The organism is Mycolicibacterium vulneris, assembly GCF_002104765.1.
Lineage (GTDB): Bacteria > Actinomycetota > Actinomycetes > Mycobacteriales > Mycobacteriaceae > Mycobacterium > Mycobacterium vulneris.
The window spans coordinates 133546-150454 of record NZ_NCXM01000011.1; the positions used below are offsets into that span (position 1 = coordinate 133546).

At 65.9% G+C, this 16909-nt stretch carries 17 protein-coding genes and 2 pseudogenes; 14 read left to right on the forward strand and 5 right to left on the reverse strand.

All coding sequences use genetic code 11. The features are described 5' to 3' along the window. Positions 1-5 precede the first annotated feature (5 nt). The 3 genes from B8W69_RS12795 to B8W69_RS12805 all read left to right on the forward strand — a co-directional run bounded on the left by B8W69_RS12795 (position 6) and on the right by B8W69_RS12805 (position 2199). A complete protein-coding gene (locus B8W69_RS12795; RefSeq protein WP_085290171.1) occupies positions 6-1010 on the forward strand; it encodes an oxygenase MpaB family protein in 1005 nt (334 codons plus the stop codon). A gap of 74 nt (positions 1011-1084) precedes the next feature. Next, on the forward strand, positions 1085-1588 hold the full coding sequence (locus B8W69_RS12800) for an RNA polymerase sigma factor (RefSeq protein WP_085290172.1): 504 nt from the start codon (positions 1085-1087) through the stop codon (positions 1586-1588). Then, a complete protein-coding gene (locus B8W69_RS12805) occupies positions 1585-2199 on the forward strand; it encodes a methylated-DNA--[protein]-cysteine S-methyltransferase (RefSeq protein WP_085290173.1) in 615 nt (204 codons plus the stop codon). The genes B8W69_RS12800 and B8W69_RS12805 overlap by 4 nt, the downstream gene beginning before the upstream one ends. A gap of 48 nt (positions 2200-2247) precedes the next feature. Here B8W69_RS12805 and B8W69_RS12810 read toward each other — a convergent pair whose 3' ends face one another. Beyond that, positions 2248-2649: a DUF732 domain-containing protein gene (locus B8W69_RS12810; RefSeq protein ID WP_181447386.1), complete on the reverse strand. Its 402-nt coding sequence runs from the start codon at positions 2647-2649 to the stop codon at positions 2248-2250. A gap of 185 nt (positions 2650-2834) precedes the next feature. Here B8W69_RS12810 and B8W69_RS12815 point away from each other — a divergent pair, with 185 nt between their 5' ends. The 3 genes from B8W69_RS12815 (at position 2835) to B8W69_RS12825 (ending at position 6959) form a co-directional block, all read left to right on the forward strand. After that, entirely contained in the window at positions 2835-4292 is a 1458-nt protein-coding gene (locus B8W69_RS12815) for a phospholipase D-like domain-containing protein (RefSeq protein ID WP_085290175.1), read from the forward strand. An 82-nt stretch (positions 4293-4374) separates the two neighbouring features. Next, the gene (locus B8W69_RS12820) at positions 4375-5238 is read left to right on the forward strand and encodes a phytanoyl-CoA dioxygenase family protein (protein WP_085290176.1); all 864 of its coding nucleotides are present in this window, start codon (positions 4375-4377) and stop codon (positions 5236-5238) included. Positions 5239-5318: 80 nt separating this feature from the next. Beyond that, complete coding sequence (locus tag B8W69_RS12825; RefSeq protein ID WP_245843230.1) at positions 5319-6959, forward strand: LCP family protein; 1641 nt, start codon at positions 5319-5321, stop codon at positions 6957-6959. Between the two features lie 7 nt (positions 6960-6966). Here the strand turns inward: B8W69_RS12825 and B8W69_RS12830 are convergent, their stop codons facing one another. After that, positions 6967-8535: a serine hydrolase domain-containing protein gene (locus tag B8W69_RS12830; protein WP_085290178.1), complete on the reverse strand. Its 1569-nt coding sequence runs from the start codon at positions 8533-8535 to the stop codon at positions 6967-6969. A gap of 220 nt (positions 8536-8755) precedes the next feature. Here B8W69_RS12830 and B8W69_RS12835 point away from each other — a divergent pair, with 220 nt between their 5' ends. Beyond that, positions 8756-9418, forward strand: a complete 663-nt coding sequence (locus tag B8W69_RS12835) for a M15 family metallopeptidase (protein ID WP_085290220.1) — start codon at positions 8756-8758, stop codon at positions 9416-9418. 27 nt (positions 9419-9445) lie between these two features. Further along, positions 9446-9952 (forward strand): DUF2505 domain-containing protein, encoded by a 507-nt coding sequence (locus tag B8W69_RS12840; protein WP_085290179.1) that lies wholly within the window; start codon positions 9446-9448, stop codon positions 9950-9952. 46 nt (positions 9953-9998) lie between these two features. Here B8W69_RS12840 and B8W69_RS29895 read toward each other — a convergent pair. Beyond that, a pseudogene (locus tag B8W69_RS29895) lies at positions 9999-10121 on the reverse strand (cytochrome P450); the annotation flags it as partial. On the opposite strand from B8W69_RS29895, the pseudogene B8W69_RS31395 reads away from it, so the two are divergent. Together B8W69_RS31395 and B8W69_RS30590 are read left to right on the forward strand one after the other, a co-directional pair. Continuing rightward, a pseudogene (locus tag B8W69_RS31395) lies at positions 10120-10248 on the forward strand (LysR family transcriptional regulator); the annotation flags it as partial. The pseudogenes B8W69_RS29895 and B8W69_RS31395 overlap by 2 nt on opposite strands. A gap of 70 nt (positions 10249-10318) precedes the next feature. Next, a complete protein-coding gene (locus B8W69_RS30590; protein ID WP_165762601.1) occupies positions 10319-10477 on the forward strand; it encodes a hypothetical protein in 159 nt (52 codons plus the stop codon). Between the two features lie 5 nt (positions 10478-10482). Here the strand turns inward: B8W69_RS30590 and B8W69_RS12850 are convergent, their stop codons facing one another. Further along, complete coding sequence (locus B8W69_RS12850; RefSeq protein ID WP_085290181.1) at positions 10483-12006, reverse strand: adenylate/guanylate cyclase domain-containing protein; 1524 nt, start codon at positions 12004-12006, stop codon at positions 10483-10485. 93 nt (positions 12007-12099) lie between these two features. On the opposite strand from B8W69_RS12850, the gene B8W69_RS12855 reads away from it, so the two are divergent. From B8W69_RS12855 to B8W69_RS12870, 4 genes are all read left to right on the forward strand, one after another. After that, a complete protein-coding gene (locus B8W69_RS12855) occupies positions 12100-12537 on the forward strand; it encodes a nitroreductase family deazaflavin-dependent oxidoreductase (RefSeq protein ID WP_085290182.1) in 438 nt (145 codons plus the stop codon). A gap of 255 nt (positions 12538-12792) precedes the next feature. Continuing rightward, positions 12793-13692, forward strand: coding sequence for a universal stress protein (locus tag B8W69_RS12860; protein ID WP_085290183.1), 900 nt, complete (start codon positions 12793-12795; stop codon positions 13690-13692). Positions 13693-13931: 239 nt separating this feature from the next. After that, complete coding sequence (locus B8W69_RS12865; protein WP_085290184.1) at positions 13932-14903, forward strand: UDP-glucuronic acid decarboxylase family protein; 972 nt, start codon at positions 13932-13934, stop codon at positions 14901-14903. Beyond that, the gene (locus B8W69_RS12870; protein WP_085290185.1) at positions 14900-16069 is read left to right on the forward strand and encodes a glycosyltransferase; all 1170 of its coding nucleotides are present in this window, start codon (positions 14900-14902) and stop codon (positions 16067-16069) included. The genes B8W69_RS12865 and B8W69_RS12870 overlap by 4 nt, the downstream gene beginning before the upstream one ends. A gap of 7 nt (positions 16070-16076) precedes the next feature. On the opposite strand, the gene B8W69_RS12875 is transcribed toward B8W69_RS12870, so the two are convergent. After that, on the reverse strand, positions 16077-16808 hold the full coding sequence (locus tag B8W69_RS12875; RefSeq protein ID WP_085290186.1) for a class I SAM-dependent methyltransferase: 732 nt from the start codon (positions 16806-16808) through the stop codon (positions 16077-16079). Positions 16809-16909 lie beyond the last annotated feature (101 nt).

A 16909-nucleotide genomic window follows, 5' to 3' on the forward strand; every position in this document is an offset into this window, starting at 1 on the left:
GCGCTGTGTTTCTGCCACACCAGATCGTCGGGCAACTGATCAACAAACGGTTGGACGACAACATGCGGCGGTACTTTTTCCGCGGCATGGAGTTCGCCGCGCCCGTCGGCGATCCGGGCTGGTTCGGCCCCGACAGCGCCGTGTGGCGCGTGCATTCGCACCTGCCCGCACTGATTTTCGGTCTGCAGTGCGCCGCCTTCATGGAGACGCTGGACCCGTCGATCTACTGGATGGGCATGCACCACTCGCGACTGATCAAGCGGGACAGCAACGGAAACCCGATATCGCAAGTGCCCCGGATCGATCCTGAAGGCGCCGCGACGCGCCTCGGCCACTCGGTGGCGTTCTTCATCGGCACGGCATATGGGTCAACGGAAACCGCTGAGCGCCTGGCGAAATCCGTACGCGCGATGCACCACACCGTCAAGGGGACTCGTCCCGACGGCGCCCGCTACGATGCCGACGACCCCGAGTGGCTGCGCTGGAACTACGCGACGGTCGTCTGGGGCCTGGCCACCGCGCACGAGCTCTATCATCCAATGCCGTTGCGCGGCAAGAAACTCGACCGCTACTACGGCGAGTTCGTCCGCATCGGGCATGCGCTGGGAGGCACCGACCTGCCGACCACCAAGGCCGAGACGCTCGAGTGCCTGGAGTCCTACTTGCCGAAACTGGCTGTCACCCATGGCAAAGCGATGGGCACCGGCCCCAACGTCCACATGCCGCAGGCCGCCGTGGACTGGGCCATCCGCGACACCATGCCGAAGTGGGCCAAACAGATGCTGCAGCACCGCGACTGCAACATCGTCGAACGCACCGCCCGTCGCACCGCGGTGTGGTCGATCATCAACGGGATCAACGCCGCATCGGGCCCCGCGCCGGAATTCCGGCAGGCGCAGGCCAGGGTCAAGGGCGGCACCACGGTGCCCCACACCCTGCCGACCTACGTGCTCGGCAGCGATGAGCTTCGCAGCCGCTCCGAGGTCGAGCACAGCTTCCAGTCCGTGTAGTCGCTCCCTCGCCGCCTCCGGTGTTCGACACTGGGGGCATCTCACAAACTTCCCCGGCGAAACGTCTACACAGCGTGACAGCCAAACGACCGTTCGAGGCGGTGGTCGTCGACCACGGTCCCGCCGTACTGCGGGTATGCCGCGCTATCGTCGGGCCCGTTGACGCCGACGATGCCTGGTCGGAGACCTTTCTGTCCGCGTTGCGCGGTTACCCGGACGTGCCCGCCGACGCCAACGTCGAGGCCTGGCTGGTCACCATCGCGCACCGCAAGGCCATCGACCTCACCCGGGCCCGGGTGCGACGCGCGGTGCCGACCGACAACGTCCCCGAGACCGCCGGCCCGGCGGATCCCGGCAGGGACGACGACCTGGCCGACGCACTGGCCCGGCTGCCCGCAAAACAGAAGCAGGCGGTGGCCTACCACTACCTGGCCGGCCTGCCCTATTCCGAGATCGCCGCCATCCTCGGCGGCAGTCCCGATGCCGCCCGGCGCGCCGCCGCCGACGGCATCGCCACCCTCAGACGCACATACCCCGGCGTCGCCGCCGGCACGACCCGGACGGGAGAACACCGATGAGCAACGAACACGAATTGACCCGCGAGCTGGCGCAGATCACCGATGCCACCGCCGCTGACCTGGGCGTGCTGCAAGCCCGGCTCGCCACCGCCGCGCAAGCCGAGGGCCTCCTGGACGTCGCCTACCGCATCGTCGACAGCCCGGTCGGCGCCTTGCTCATCGCGGCCACCGAGCTCGGCCTCGTCCGCGTCGCCTACACCAGCGAGGGGCACGACACCGTCCTGCAAAGCCTCGCCGACAGGATCAGCCCGCGCATCCTGCTCGCACCCGGCCGCCTCGACACGGCCGCAAGGCAACTCGACGAGTACTTCGCCGGTAAGCGCCGGGATTTCGGCGTGCCGCTGGACTGGCGGCTCTCGGTCGGATTCCGCAACACGGTGCTTCGTCATCTGCCCGAGATCGGCTACGGCCGCACCGCGAGCTATGCCGCGGTGGCCAAGCTGGCCGGCAATCCGAACGCGGTTCGCGCCGTCGGCAGTGCGTGTGCCACCAATCCGCTACCCGTCGTGGTGCCCTGCCACCGCGTGGTGCGCAGTGACGGCGCGATGGGTGGCTATCTCGGGGGCGTGGAAGCCAAACGCATCCTGCTCACCCTGGAGGCCGCGGCCTAACGGGCGAATCCCGTTGCGATACAAGCTGACCGCGGCCCGTACCCGCCACTAGGCGGCGCCCGGCGCGAGGGGTGGAAGGTTGATGGCTGGCGACGACTGCTGCGTCGGCGCGGGCTGCGGTGCCTGGTTGACGTGCTGCCCCAGGTGCTGGGGACAGTAGGCGCTCGCCGCGATCATGGTGAACTGGGCGGCGCCGTCGACGGTGAATCCCGGATTACTCGACGACACGCTCTTGATTACGGCGACCTGGGGAATGCCCTCGTCCATCAGTTGGCACGCCCGCTTACCCACCCCGACGGCCGCAGCCGGGTCCTGGTAGGTGATGCCCGCCTCGTTGAGCGCGGCGATGAAACTCGCGTCAGCTCCCGACGCGCCGACCGGGTCGGCGTACGCGGGCGCGGCCACACCGGCGAGGGCGGCGCAGCCCGCAAGCACCACCAGCATTCGCATCGCTTCATCCTCATATAGATCGTCGCCCTTGTCCTGCCGAGCCCCTCCGGCTGTGCATAACGACGGCAAACGCCCACGTTGGGCCGCCGGGCGCCGATTCCGCACGGATCCTTAAATTCGGGCCCTATGTGGTACACAGTGGCTATGTCCGCGCTGTCCCAGCAACATCGTTGAGAGCCCCGGGCGTGGCCGACGATCGACTTCTGACTCCCGGCCAGACCTGCTGGCGCACGGCACGGGCCGAGCAGTTCGCCGCCATCATCGACGCGGCCGACTACTTCAGGCACGTCAAGGCCGCGATGCTGCGCGCCCGCCATCGGATCATGCTGATCGGCTGGGACTTCGATTCCAGGGTGGCGTTCGAGCGGGGCGAGAAAACACTTCCCGGGCCGAACCAGCTGGGCGCGTTCCTTTACTGGATGCTCTGGAAACGGCCGGGCCTGGACATCTACCTGCTGAAGTCCAATCTGCGCCTGCTGCCGGCCTTCGACGGGATCTGGTTCGGCCTCACCCCGGTGTCTTTGCTGAACCAGATCAGCAGCAGGCGAATGCATTTCGCCATCGACGGCGCCCACCCGATTGGCTCTGTGCATCATCAGAAGATCGTGGTCGTCGACGATGCGGTGGCGTTCTGCGGCGGCATCGACCTGACGCTCGAACGATGGGACACCCGGGCGCACGCGCATGACAACCCTCACCGCCGCGCGGCGGGGCGCAGCTACGGGCCGCGGCACGACGTCGGCCTGGCCGTCGACGGTGCGGCCGCACGGGCCCTGGGTGAGCAGGCCCTGGCCAGGTGGCAGACCGCGACCAAACACTCGTTGGCGCCGGTCGAGCCCAAGCACAGCACCTGGCCCAGCAAGCTGAAACCGAACCTGCGCGACGTCGACGTCGGAATCGCACGCACCATGCCCGAGCTCGAAGACCGCCCCGAGGTCCGGGAGGTGGAGGCGCTCAACCTGGCCGCCATCGCGGCGGCGCGCCACACCGTCTACGTGGAGAACCAATACCTGGCATCCCGAACCATCGCCGAGGCGCTGGCCGCGCGGCTGCGCGAGGACGACGGTCCAGAGATCGTCATGGTGCTGGCCCGCAGAGGCAACAACCCGCTCGAGCGCGGAACCATGGACAGCGCCCGCCACCGCCTCATCCGGTTGCTGTGGGAAGCCGACGATCACGGCCGGCTGGGCGTCTATTGGCCGGCGACCGACGGCGGCACCCCGATCTACATCCATTCCAAGGTGCTCGTGGTCGACGATCGGCTGCTGCGCATCGGCTCCTCGAACTTCAACAACCGCTCGATGGGGTTCGACAGCGAGTGCGACGTGGCGATCGAGACGCACCCGGCCAACTCCGAACATGACGACCTGCGCCGCGAAATCACCTCGGTGCGAAGCCAATTGATGGCAGAGCACCTCGGCGTTTCGGTGGGCGAGTTCGAAGACGTGATCGGCGAACACCGGTCGGTGCTGAAGGCGATCGAGGCACTCCGTGGAGAAGGCAAGACGTTGCGGCCCTTCACCGAGCGGACCGTCGCCAACGAGGCGGGCCCGCTGGCGGAGAACGACCTGATGGATCCCGACCACGTCCCACGGTCACTGTCCCGCAGCGTGCAACGGTTCATCGCCGGCCTTCGGGGTTGACCGGTCGGCGATTTGGGCGTGGCTTTGAGCCGAACTCGGCCTAGTGTGGGCAGAAGTGCCAGTGGACTAAGGACGAGCACCAATGAGCATCGACGACGACTCCGCCACCACGCTGGAGGATCTGCGGGGCGACCTGGCGCAGCGGTACAAGCGGACACCGACCGGTGGAAGTGCGGTGGACAGCGCGATCGTCGAGGCCGACACGGACGCACTCGATCGCGACGGCTACGTCATCTGGAAGAACCTGCTCACCGCCGAACAGTGCTCGCAGATCCGTGAGGCCGTGCGCCCCTGGCTCGGGCACACCGGCCGCAACTCGTTCGAGGGCCTGCGCACCCAGCGCATCTACAGCGTGCTGAGTAGGACCCGGGTGTGCGATCGGCTGGTCGATGACCCGCGGGTGCTCGCGGTGCTCGATCGGCTGCTGATGCCCAACTACCTGCTTTCGGCGTTGCAGGCCATCAACATTCAGCCCGGCGAGGCCGCGCAATTGGCGCACCACGACGACGGCTTCTACCCGATTCCGCGGCCCCGGGAACCGCTGGCGGCCGCGACGATCTGGGCGATCGACGACTTCACCGCCGACAACGGCGCCACCGTCGTCTACCCGGGCAGCCACCGCTGGGGCAAGCGGCGGCCGGGCCCCGACGATCAGGCCCTGCCCGTCGTGATGCCCGCCGGCTCGTGCGTCTTCTTCGTCGGCACCCTCTGGCACGGCGGGGGCGCCAACACCACCGACCGCGAGCGCCTCGCCGTCACCGCCCAGTACTGCCAACCGTGGCTGCGGCCCATGGAGGCCTACACCCTGTCGATATCGCGCGACATCGCGCGGGTGGTCTCCGATGACATTCGCCGGATGCTCGGCTACAGCATCCATCCGCCGTTCGTCGGCAACGTCGACGGCCTGCATCCGTTGCGGCTGTTGGAAGTTGTGCCGCAGCCGTAGCGACCCGCCGTAGCAAAAGACAACGCGCTTGGTCAATCCCCGGCTTGAAGCGGTGCGACCTGGCTATTCTCAGATCTGTCATGACGCGTCGAGCGGGCAAGCCCGGCGAAGAAGCGGATTCACCGCAGGCCGGGCCCCGGAATCGCTTCCACCGCAACCACAGGATGGTGGCCGGTGCCAAGGTGCTGGCCGCGTTGATATCGCTGATGGTGGTCGTCGTCATCGGCATCGCCTGGCACGCCTATCGGAGCGCGTCGGCGGGCATCACCAAATCCGAGGCATTGGCCGGTGAGCCCGCGTCGACCGGAAGCGACCAGAACATCCTGATCATGGGCCTGGATAGCCGCCGTGACCAGCACGGGCAGCCGCTACCGCCCGACATCTATGACGCGCTGCACGCGGGCAACGAGGATTCCGCTGACGGCGATTCCGACGCGCTCATCGTGGTGCACCTGCCTGCCGGCGGCGGTCCGGCCACGGCGATCTCGATCCCCCGCGACGATTACGTCGATCTGGCCGGATGCCCGACCTCGGATTGCCGGGGCAAGATCAAGGAGGCCTACAGCTACGCTTACCAGCGGGTGATGACCGGCCACGGTTCCGCCGGCCCCCAGCCGACTCCGACGCCGCAAGGGCAAGACCCGACGGCCAAGGAACAGGCGGCACGGGAGGCGGGCCGCAAAGCCGAAATCAGCACCGTCAAAAGTCTTCTGCAGATTCCGATCGATCACTTCATCGAAGTCACCCTGGCCGGGTTCTTCCAACTCGCCCGGGTGGTCGAACCGATCACGGTGTGCCTCAGCGCGGACACCTCGGACCGGTACTACTCCGGAGCGGACTTTCAGAAAGGCATCCAACAGATCAGCGCAACTCAGGCGTTGGCCTTCGTCCGGCAACGCCGCGACCCCAACGACGCGGCATTCACCGACCTTGATCGCAGCCGGCGCCAGCAGGCCTTCATCGTCTCGGTGGTCAGTGCGATGCGCCGCGGCGGAACATTGTCGGACCCAACCAAACTGCATGCCCTGTTGAACGTCGCCAAAGAGAACGTCGCCGTCGACGCCGGTTTCGACTTTGACGAATTCATTCGTAATGCGTTGGCATTCCCCAACAGACCGGTGGTGCTGTACACGCTGCCGGTCGCCAGCTTCGGTCAACTCTCAGATGGCGCCTATGTGAACTTTATCGACATAGCCACCATCCGCTCGATCGTGCACAACTTGGTGGGCGGCGATTCGGCTACCACACCCTCAGCCAGCAGCCCCACCACGGCGGCGCGCCCGGACGGTGCGCAGAGCACCTCAGGCGGCGTCGCGCTCGACGTCGTCAATGCCTCGGGCCGCCAGGGTGAGGCGGCAACTGTCCAAATGCTGTTGGCAACTGGGAAATTCAGTGAAGGCAAGGTCAGCACGGCCGACTCCACCACCGAGACGAGCACCATCGCCTACGGAGCCGGCGCGAAGGTGGCGGCCACCGAGCTCGCCGACCAGTACGACATTACGGCGACCGCATCCGACAGCGTCGCCCGCAACACGGTGCTGCTGACCGTCGGGACCGATTTCTCCCGGTTCGACCAGACCCACAATTCCACGTCGGAATCGCCGACCGCGACCGCCACGGCACCCGTTACCACCGTGCCCGCCACCGGAACCGGCGCGCAGCAGCCCGCAGTTACCAACCTCTCGCGGATGACCGCCGACGGCATTCCCTGCGTCAAATGACAAGGTGCTAAGGCGTTTTGCGGGGAGCAGGCGTAGAGGCCGGTGGCGCGGCGCCGTAAAGGTGCAAGGCCTGCGCGGCGGCGGTGGCCACCGCGCCCCTGAGCTTCGAGATCGGCGGGCTGCCCCGTAGGTGGATCGAGTTCGAGAGCAGGATGACGTAGGTATTCGAGCCTGGGTCCACCCACAGTGTGGTTCCGGTGAACCCGGTGTTGCCGAAGCTGCCGACGGGAAAGACCTTCCCGCGCGGCCTGGAGAAGGCCGTGTCGATGTCCCAGCCAAAACCGAACAGGCTTTGCCCCTCGATCGCCGGATAGGTCGGAGTGCGAGCTTGTTGAGCGGCCCGGTTTGCCGCTTGCACTTGTTCGGCGGTATGGCCGGGCTGCTGCGGAGTCGTCATCAGCTCGAGGGTTTCTGGCCGCAAAGGAAACTCACTCGAGCGATCGGCCAGCCGGTCGAGCAGCGCCTGCGCAAATATGCCGACATCGCGCGCCGTCGAGAACATGCCGGCGTTGCCGGCCACTCCCCCCATCCGGCGTGCCGTCGGGTCATGCACCGTACCCCGAAGCAGGGCAAAGAAATCCGGATTCTTGCCGGGGTCGTCTCTGCTTTCCTCGTCGCGCGCCGTCGGCGCGACGCGCGGCAGCAGGCTGGTATTCCATGTCCCCGGGGGACATGTCGTCGGCTCACCTCCCGTCGCCGCGGGGGCCCAGGCAACCGCTGCGCCTCTGATCGTGTGGGGCCCGCAGGCCTTGGCCACGGGAAGGTAGCGGGTGTCTTGCAGGCCAAGCGGCGCAAACACATTGCGTTGGACGTAGGTGTCCTCGGCCTCGCCGGTGGTCTTCTCGAGCAGCGCGCCCAACAGGATGTAGTTGATGTCGGAGTACCGGAAGAGCTCCCCCGGACCCGACTGCAGCGGCGTGGTGAGCGCGCGATGGATGCCTTCGGCTTTGTCGGGTCCGCCCAGCCCCCACGGGTCTGCCAGGCTTACGTCGATCCCCTCGCCGGACGTGTTGGTCAGCAGCATGCGCACCGTAACCTGCGCCCGCCGTGGATCGTTCGTTGTGTTGAAGTCGGGCAGATATTTCTGCACCGGATCGTCGAACGCCACCTTGCCCTGTTCATAGAGCTGCATGATGGCGACCGCCGTTGCGAGGCACTTCGTCAATGACGCCATGTCGAAGATCGTGTCCTCGGTCATTGGCTCCGCGGGTGCCGGCGATCCGTCCAGACCCGGTTCGCCCGCGAGTTTGCGCGACCCGTACGCCTGGTGGAAGACGACCTTGCCGTCGTGCCCGACCATCACCACGCCGCCCGGCAGCCCGCCCGCCGCTATCGCGTCGTTCATCAGCTTGGAGATCGTCTCGAACTCGGGTGCGGGAGCCACAGTCGGCACCGCAGCGGGCGCCGGCGTCTGTGCGGGCGTCTGTGCGGGCTGCGGTGCGCGGTCTGCTACCGGCGTGCGTGCCGTGAAGGTCCACGGAGAAACCGCGATGAGGGCGAGCAACACAATTGCGACCACGACCGTCTTGCGTAGCGAGGATGGCCAGAACTTCCACCCGCCCCTGACTACCGGCATATGGCAAGAGTAAGTCGGCGGCCTGGCGGCATCCAGTACGCCTTCCGCTTCGACGCAAAGGGACTGCTGCGCACAAGATTAGGAGCCGCTTGCAGTAGCGTTGGCCCCGGACCTGGCTCGCGACACCCGGTCGCGACGGTCTTGTCGCAATGGAGCAAGCGGTGAGGACACATCCTCAGTGACCTCCGGCAGGCGGTGGGTTGCCGTGCTGGCGGGCACGATGGCGGCCGGGGCGACGTTGACGCAATGCAGCGCCGCGCCGACACCCCCTGCGGCCAGGCCATCGTCCACCGCGTCGTCGGCGGCCGGCACGTCGTCGGCGCCCGCCGCTAGCAACGTTCGCCCGGTCACCGCCGCGGAGCTCGGTGCGAGCTGGCGGCCGGGCTGCCCGGTGGACCCCGCGCAGCTACGACGTGTCGAAGTTGACCACGTCGGTTTCGACGGCCGGACCCATCGCGGCGAGCTGATCGTGCACCAGGACCTGGTGCCGGAGATCATCACGGTCTTCGCGCAGCTCTACCGAGTGGGATTTCCCATCGAGAAGATCCGCACGGCGAACCGCTACCCGGCCGCCGACGACGAGCTCTCGATGGAGGACGACAACACGTCGGCGTTCAATTGCCGAGGCATCCCGGGGAGCGAGCACTGGTCGCAACACGCCTACGGTCGGGCCATCGATCTGAATCCGCGTCTCAACCCGTGCGTCTACGCCGACGGCACCTTCCAACCGCACAACGCGTCGGAGTATCTGGACCGCAGCCGCAGCGACCCGGGGCTCTTGCACGGCGGGGACCCCGGCGTGCACATCTTCACAGACCGTGGGTGGCGGTGGGGCGGCGACTGGACGTCGCCGGTCGACTACCAGCACTTTGAGCGACCGTGAGCCGGGCCTCTGCAAGAATGGGAGGATATGTCGCGCTCATTCGACGTCTCGACCGAGTCATCCGCCACCGTCGAACAAATACATGCCGCGTTCGGTCGCGAGGACTACTGGCTGGCCCGCATCGCGGCCGGCTCCGCCGATGCCACGTTGGATTCGCTGGTGACCGACGCCGATGGCACGGTGACGGTGCGCACGACCCAGCACCTGGGCCGTCAACTCCTCCCCGGGTTCGTCGCCAAATTCGTCACCGGTGACGTGAAGATCGTGCAGACCGAGACGTGGCGACCGGACGGCGTCCGCCAGGTGCGCGGGCACGTCAGTGTCTCGGCGTCCGGCGGGTTGGGGTCGGGCCGTGCGGAAAGCCGGCTGGCGCCGACGGATGACGGCGGTTCACAACTGCACTTGACCCTGAGGGTGGAGGTCAAGATCCCGTTGGTAGGCGGCAAGCTCGAGAAAACCATCGGATCCGATTTGACCAAGGGCATCCCCGAGATGCTGCGCTTCACCACCACGTGGATCATCGAAAACACCTGAGGCATAACTAGTCGATCGCGCCCTGACGGATTTCAGGGCCGGAATGCAGCAGCTCGTCGCGACGCAGCTTTCGGGTGACGCCTTTCTCGTCCTCGAACTCGGCGTTGAGCAGCTCGGTGGTGAGGTCGTCGGCGGAATGGGTTGTGCGCCAGTCGATGAAGTCGGCGAAGTACATCCTGCAGGGACTCGGCATCGGTGCCATGCCCACGCAGATCATCTGCACCGAGGAACTGCGCGAGGGCGCCATCGTGCCGATCCTGCCCGACTGGGCGGTCGAGCCTCTGGCCGTGCACCTGCCAGATCATCATCGAGAACATCGCCAGGGCGCAGACCTAGAGTGCGTCCGATTTGAGAGATAATCGCCTCATGTCCGATGAACCCTCGCACCCACCGCGGCCCGCGCCGAAACCGAAGCGGGTGCACGTCACGCCCGAGGACGTGGAGCGGTTCGGCGACGAGGAGCAGGTGCGCGCGGCGTGGGATGAGCGCCGGCTCCGCGACGAGCAACCGCCGCATCATCACTAGGCCGCTCAGCTTGCGGCAGGAATCTGTGGGCCGAGCGTGAAGACCAGCACCTCGGCCGACTTGCCCTTCAAAGCGTGTGATCCCCGGTTGATGAGTGCCGGAGGTCGAGATGTCAGCGCGTCCACGCACGAACCGGTGAGCAGGATGGCGTCGCCGGTGGCCTTGGTGAGTTGCTCCACGCGGGCTGCGACGTTGACAGTGTCACCGATCAGCGTGAATTCAAGCTTGCCACCGCCACCGATGGTGCCGGCGATCACGAGACCGCTGTTGATCCCAATCCCGATCCGAAGCGAGCCGGCGAATCGCTCGGCAACGAGACGCTGAATCAGGACGGCGGCGGATACCGCCGCGTCCGCGTGATCTGCGAGATCGTTCGGTGCGCCGAACACGGCCAACGCTCCATCGCCGAGGAACTTGTTGACATGGCCGCCGGCGTCGACTACGGCGGGCACGACGATTTCGAACAGCGCATTGAGGCGGGCGACCGCCTCTTCGGCGCTGTTCGCCTCGGCGAACGTAGTGAAGTCACGAATGTCGACGAACATCACGGTCACCTGACGACGCTCACCCGTGAACACGTCATCGCCCTGCTGAAGCAGCCGGGCAGCAAGGACCGGGTCGACGTAGGTCCCGAACGCTCCCTGAAGGCGTTGTCGCTCAGCCAAACCCGCCTGCATCCGGTTGAACGCCGCGGCCAGGGCACCGAGGTCGTCGTCGTGAACGACCGGTAGGCGCTGGCTGTAGTCGCCGGTACCAACCCGTTCGGCGCCTCGGGCAAGGTCGCGAAGGGGTTGCAGTGACGGCGAGAATCCGAGGCCTACCGAGACCGGTACCGCGAAGAGAAGCGTCAAGGCGCCGCCAATCGCAACGGCCAGGATCGGGTTTCGCTCGACGGAATTGAACACGGCCGCATACAGTGCGCCGCCAACGGCGTACCCGAAAGCCACCGCGACCATGGACACATTCGACCGCGCGGCGAAAGTCGGACGAGAGCGTGGCAGTGAATCACCCAATCCGGTGTCACCGGCGAGCGCGACCCTGGCTGGACGCCATGCTGCCTCCACGACGTTGTGGTAAGCGACCAGCTGGACCGTCGTTCCGACGACGGCGCCGAGAATCGCGTACTGGGCCAGCCGCGACCAGGTCGCTCCGGCCATCGCGCCGACCGAGACCGACAGCGCTGCGGCCCAGACACCGGTCCCCCACACCGCTCGGAAAGTCGCCCCACGGGCGAACGAATAGGTGCCCTCGAGGGCGGTCGCTCGCTCGACGTCGTGGCCCGCCGCCCACTGCTGCGCAGGCCGTGCCCATCGGCGCCCCGGAACGATCAGCATGCAAACCAGCACCAGCACCGCACCGACAGTGACGGCTGCTGCCTGAACGTATTGACCGGACTTCTCGAAAGCGACGATCGGAAACGACAAGAGGATGCCGTAGATCGGGTAACTAATGAGAAATCCGATCACGGCACACGGCCACAAATACCTCGCCCCGTACCGATCCCACGCCCACTGCCAGATACGGTCCATGCCCGGAGGTTAAAGGTCCGCGGCGCGCGATGAGCGGAAAACGGCGACGGTAGGCACTGGAAAAGCGAGCCGCCGCTGAGTGAGACTGGAGCTATGAGTTTCGTGGAGAAGCTGCTCCCGCAGGTGCTGCGGGTGCACGACGCGGTTTATCAGAAGACGAACGGCTGGATCGGTCACCGCACGCTGTGGATACCAAGTCTGCTGCTGCATACCGTCGGCGCAAAGACCGGTAAACAGCGCACGACGTCGCTGACCTACGCCCGCGACGGGGACAACTATCTGGTCGTCGCCTCCAAGGGCGGTGCGCCCGAGGCCCCCGGCTGGTACCACAATCTGAAGGCCAATCCCGACGTCGAGATCAACGTCGGCCCAAGGCGTTTCGCGGTCACCGCGCGACCGGTGCTGTCCGACGACCCCGACTATCCGCGGCTGTGGCAGATCGTCAACAAGAACAATCAAAACCGGTACAACGAATACCAGAAGAAGACGTCGCGACGGATTCCCGTCGTTGTCTTGGCCCCGAAACGCTAGAACAAACCGAAACCCGACTTCCGCAGCCTCGACGCGAATCTCAAGATCCGACGTCCTACCAGCCGGAAGTGCCTGCCCAGAAGTCATCTCGTACCACCGAAGGCGTGACCTCAAGTGCCGCCGCGTCGGCCAGAGCGTGTTAGCCGCTCAATTGGATGCCTTTGGTCCTTAGGCTTGCATCTTTTCGGCCCTGACAGTCGCGGCCGACCCGAGTGATCCTGCCAGAGGGCAGAGAGTCGATCGGAAAGAACTTAAATGTGGCAGCCACCGTGTGACGCGATCTTGGTAGGCGTTGACGGCTCAGCAGCGGCACTGGGTGCCGTCCGGTGGGCTGCCTGTGACGCAGCGCTGCGGAATGTGCCACTGACTCTGGTCCATGTCGTCGACGCCGGACTACCCGAGTGGTTCGAGGTCGCAGCGCCGACCGGCTCCAGGCAACGGCAGGGACAGCGGGCACGCGGTTTCATTGAGTCGGCGATCGAGGTTGCCGAGGAGAGCACTGATGAATGCGGTCCGGTAAAGATCGATATCAAGTTGTTTCATTCGGCCACCGTTTCGACGCTCGTGGACATCTCCCGAGGGGTGAGGATGGTCGTGGTGGGCTACCGGGGACGTGGCGGCAGGTTGGCCCGCGGGTTCCTGGGCTCGGTGAGTTCGGCACTGGTCTACCACGCACATTGCCCAGTCGCCGTGATCCACGACGACAAAGCCATGATTGGCAACGTCGCACGGGCGCCGGTGCTGGTGGGCATCGACGGCTCACCGGCATCGGAAGCGGCGACTGCCATTGCATTTGAGGAAGCCTTTCGACGACGCGTCGGCCTGATGGCCCTGCACGCCTGGATGGATCCCTGGATTTCGGGCTCCAAGCGATCGTTCCAAGATTCCAAATGGGACGCTGCGCTATCCGAGGAGGAGGAAACGCTCGCTGAACGGCTGGCGGGTTGGCACGAACGTTATCCCGACGTGGGGATCCGTCGCAGAATCGAAATCGGCGATCCGGCACGCTGGCTGCTCGAGGCGTCCGAACGGGCACAACTGATGGTGGTAGGCAGCCACGGGTGCAGCCGGTCCAGAGGCATGCTGCTGGGATCGGTTGGGGCGGCGGTGGTCAACAGCGCCAAGATTCCGGTGATCGTCGCGCGTCAGTCGTGACGGCGGCCGTTGCGGGTCGACCGAGCGGTTCCTTCCCGCTTCGGTTGGCTCCGGTCCTACCTGATTGCCTTCGGGTCTGGACGCTGTAGATATCCGGAGGGCGGTCGATGCTGAACTTCAGCTGAACAAGCCAATAACCGCCGGTGTCAGTGAAAACGGTTCCCGCGGGCGTCTTGCAGGACGTCACGTCGGTCATGCGAAGCTACGTGTTCGATGGCCGGAACTAAGGAGAACGAGCAGTGAGAGCCCTCGTTGCGGGCGCCGCCGGGTTCCTCGGGTCCCACCTGTGCGATCGTCTCCGCCGCGACGGCATCGAAGTCATCGGACTCGACAACTTCTGCACCGGCAGGCGCGAGAACATCGCGCAGCTCGACGGGGACCCGGGCTTCAGTTTCGTCGAGCATGACATCACCCGGCCGGTCGACGCGGTCGGGTCCGGTCCGTTGGACGTCATCTTCAACCTGGCCTGTCCCGCTTCGCCGCGCGCCTACCAGCGGGATCCCCTGTTCACCCTGGAGACCAACTACGTCGGGACCAGGAACCTACTGGAACTGGCGCGCGAGCGGGGAGCGACGATTCTGCAGGCCTCCACCAGCGAGGTCTACGGGGATCCGACGATCCATCCGCAGGCCGAGAATTACTGGGGCAACGCCAACTGCTTCGGGGTGCGGGCCTGCTACGAGGAAGGCAAGCGGGTTGCGGAGACGCTGACGCTCGAGTACGCGCGTCGCTACCGCGTCCCGATCAAGGTCGTCCGCATCTTTAATACCTACGGTCCGAGGATGGATCCAGAGGATGGCCGAATCATCTCGTCGTTCATAGTCCAGGCGCTGCGCGGAGAACCGATCACCGTCTTCGGGGACGGCAGCCAGACCCGTTCCTTTTGTTATGTCGACGATCTCGTCGAAGGGCTCGTGAGTATGGCGGCGAGCGACGCTTCGTTCATTGGACCCGTCAACCTCGGCAGCCCAGCCGAACGCACCGTCCTCGAAACCGCGAGCATTATCAAGGAGATGACCGGATCGCCCTCGACCACGGTCTATGAGCCACTGCCGCCGGACGACCCGAAGCAGCGCAGGCCGGACATCACCCTCGCCGAGTCCGCGCTCGGCTGGACACCACGAATCTCGTTCGAAGAAGGTGCCGAACGGACGATCGACTATTTCAGAGGCATCGTCCGCGCAGGCCCCGATGGCGGCATCCAGCGATGAGAATTGTGCTGGCAAGCTTGGGAACTCGGGGTGATGTCGAGCCGTGCGCCACCATCGGTCGGGAGCTGCAGCGCCGAGGTCACGATGTCACCATGGCGGTGCCGCCCAACTACGTTAGCTTCGTCGAATCGGCGGGGCTTCCTGCGGTGCCCCACGGTCCCGACCAGGTTCGGCAGAACGCGGACATCGCCCGGAAATACGGGGAGACGCCGAACCCGGTCTTCATGGCGTGGGTGATTGCAGAGGACCTCAAGCGACTGTGGCCGCAGCTGGGCACGGCGCTCACGTCGCTGGCGGACGGGGCCGACCTGGTGTTGACAGACGCGAGCCAGCAGGGGCTGGCCGCCAATGTTGCGGAATACTATGACATTCCGCAGGCTGCGCTGCACATCTACCCGCTCGGGCGTGATACGTGTACGCAAGTTACCAAAGGGGCCGAAGACGCCCTGCGCCGAATGTTGGGCCTACCGGAGGAAACGGGGCCCTCGGTGCGACAACCGCTGGAGATTCAGGCCTACGACGAGCTCTTCTTCCCCGGGCTGGCAGCCGAGTGGGCGAAATGGGATGTCCGACGGCCTTTTGTCGGCGGTCTGACGCTGGAGCTGACGACGGACGTCGACGACGAGGTGTCGTCATGGATTGCCGCGGGAACGCCACCGATTTACTTCGGCTTTGGCAGCAGCGCGCGAGTCGCGTTTCACGCCGGCTTGCTCGAGATGATCAGCGGAGCCTGCACGCAATTGGGCGAGCGTGCGCTGATCTGCAGCGGCGTAAGTGATCTGGCCGATACCTCGCAATTCGACCACATAAAGGTGGTGAGCGCGGTGAACCACTCGGCCGTCTTTCCCGCTTGCCGCGCGGTCGTTCACCACGGGGGTCCCGGCACCACGTTCGCCGGCATACGCGCCGGCAAACCCACGTTGGCCCTTGCGGTTTCGGTCGATCAGCCGATGTGGGCCGCCGCGGTCGGCCAGCTGGGCGTCGGCATCGGACGGCACTTCTCCGCAACCACCCCGGATTCGCTGCTCGCCGATCTGCGGGCCATCCTCACTCCGCACTGCATCGCTCGAACCCTTGAGGTCGCCGCTCAGATGGCCACACCCGCCGAAAGCGCTGCCACGGCAGCCGATCTCCTGGAAGCTATGGTCGGCCAAGACTCGGACTGAACCCCTGTCAGTGCTCGTCGTCCGAGTGGTGAATGTGCATGTCCGAAACGCCACGATATGACGGGAAGCCGAAGTCGGGGAAGGCGCAGATGTCGCCGCGATTCCGGACCCGCTCTAACCAGTAAGTCTGATCGGCGGCCGTCGTGCAGGCGTAGAGCTTCATATACGTCGCCGCGAAGGGGAACACGAAACCATTGCCGACCGCCTGCCAGACGGCCGCCGCCACGCCGGGGGTTTCGACCCCTCGATAATCGTCCATCGCGATCACGCCCCGCTCGGCCGTGTGAGTCACGGCGAGCCTGATGTCATTGGCGACGCACTGGTAGGCATGACAACCGTCGATGTGGACGAAGCGCAGTGCCCGTTCGCCCAGATCGAGCGCCGATGATTCGCAGACCGCCAGCGTTGGCCGGCGGGTGTGGAACCGATCCCAGTTGGCCAGAAACTGGTGCTGATCCAGCCCCGAGTACTCCCGGCGCGGGGCCTGCGCGATGTCGGCGTGATCCATCACGGCGCCGAACAGATCGCAGATCACCAGGTCTTCATCGTCACGCAGGCCATAACCCATCAAGATGGCGGACTTGCCGTGGTACGCGCCGATCTCCAACATGTCACCCTTGATGCCCTCGGCCGTCTGGCACGCGAGCAGCTGGCTGAAGAGCTCGACGTCGGCCTCGAAGAACCAGCCGTCGACGTTGTTCATCTGCTCGGTGTAGAGGGCCCAGGCGGCATCGCTCATTACGCGCTCCTGCGCATGGAGTCCTCCAGTGCGGTGTGGGCTGCCGATTTTCGCGCGGTCAATATGGCGAGCGCCTGCGGTTTGAACGGTATCAGTTCTGC

Bases quoted from the DNA above. Each gene is read 5' to 3' on its own strand.
- B8W69_RS12805 (WP_085290173.1), top strand. From the start codon at position 1,585: ATGAGCAACGAACACGAATTGACCCGCGAGCTGGCGCAGATCACCGAT.
- B8W69_RS12810 (WP_181447386.1), bottom strand. From the start codon at position 2,649: ATGCGAATGCTGGTGGTGCTTGCGGGCTGCGCCGCCCTCGCCGGTGTG.
- B8W69_RS12820 (WP_085290176.1), top strand. From the start codon at position 4,375: ATGAGCATCGACGACGACTCCGCCACCACGCTGGAGGATCTGCGGGGC.
- B8W69_RS12825 (WP_245843230.1), top strand. From the start codon at position 5,319: ATGACGCGTCGAGCGGGCAAGCCCGGCGAAGAAGCGGATTCACCGCAG.
- B8W69_RS12830 (WP_085290178.1), bottom strand. From the start codon at position 8,535: ATGCCGGTAGTCAGGGGCGGGTGGAAGTTCTGGCCATCCTCGCTACGC.
- B8W69_RS12835 (WP_085290220.1), top strand. From the start codon at position 8,756: ATGGCGGCCGGGGCGACGTTGACGCAATGCAGCGCCGCGCCGACACCC.
- B8W69_RS12840 (WP_085290179.1), top strand. From the start codon at position 9,446: ATGTCGCGCTCATTCGACGTCTCGACCGAGTCATCCGCCACCGTCGAA.
- B8W69_RS30590 (WP_165762601.1), top strand. From the start codon at position 10,319: ATGTCCGATGAACCCTCGCACCCACCGCGGCCCGCGCCGAAACCGAAG.
- B8W69_RS12850 (WP_085290181.1), bottom strand. From the start codon at position 12,006: ATGGACCGTATCTGGCAGTGGGCGTGGGATCGGTACGGGGCGAGGTAT.
- B8W69_RS12855 (WP_085290182.1), top strand. From the start codon at position 12,100: ATGAGTTTCGTGGAGAAGCTGCTCCCGCAGGTGCTGCGGGTGCACGAC.
- B8W69_RS12860 (WP_085290183.1), top strand. From the start codon at position 12,793: ATGTGGCAGCCACCGTGTGACGCGATCTTGGTAGGCGTTGACGGCTCA.
- B8W69_RS12870 (WP_085290185.1), top strand. From the start codon at position 14,900: ATGAGAATTGTGCTGGCAAGCTTGGGAACTCGGGGTGATGTCGAGCCG.
- B8W69_RS12875 (WP_085290186.1), bottom strand. From the start codon at position 16,808: ATGAGCGATGCCGCCTGGGCCCTCTACACCGAGCAGATGAACAACGTC.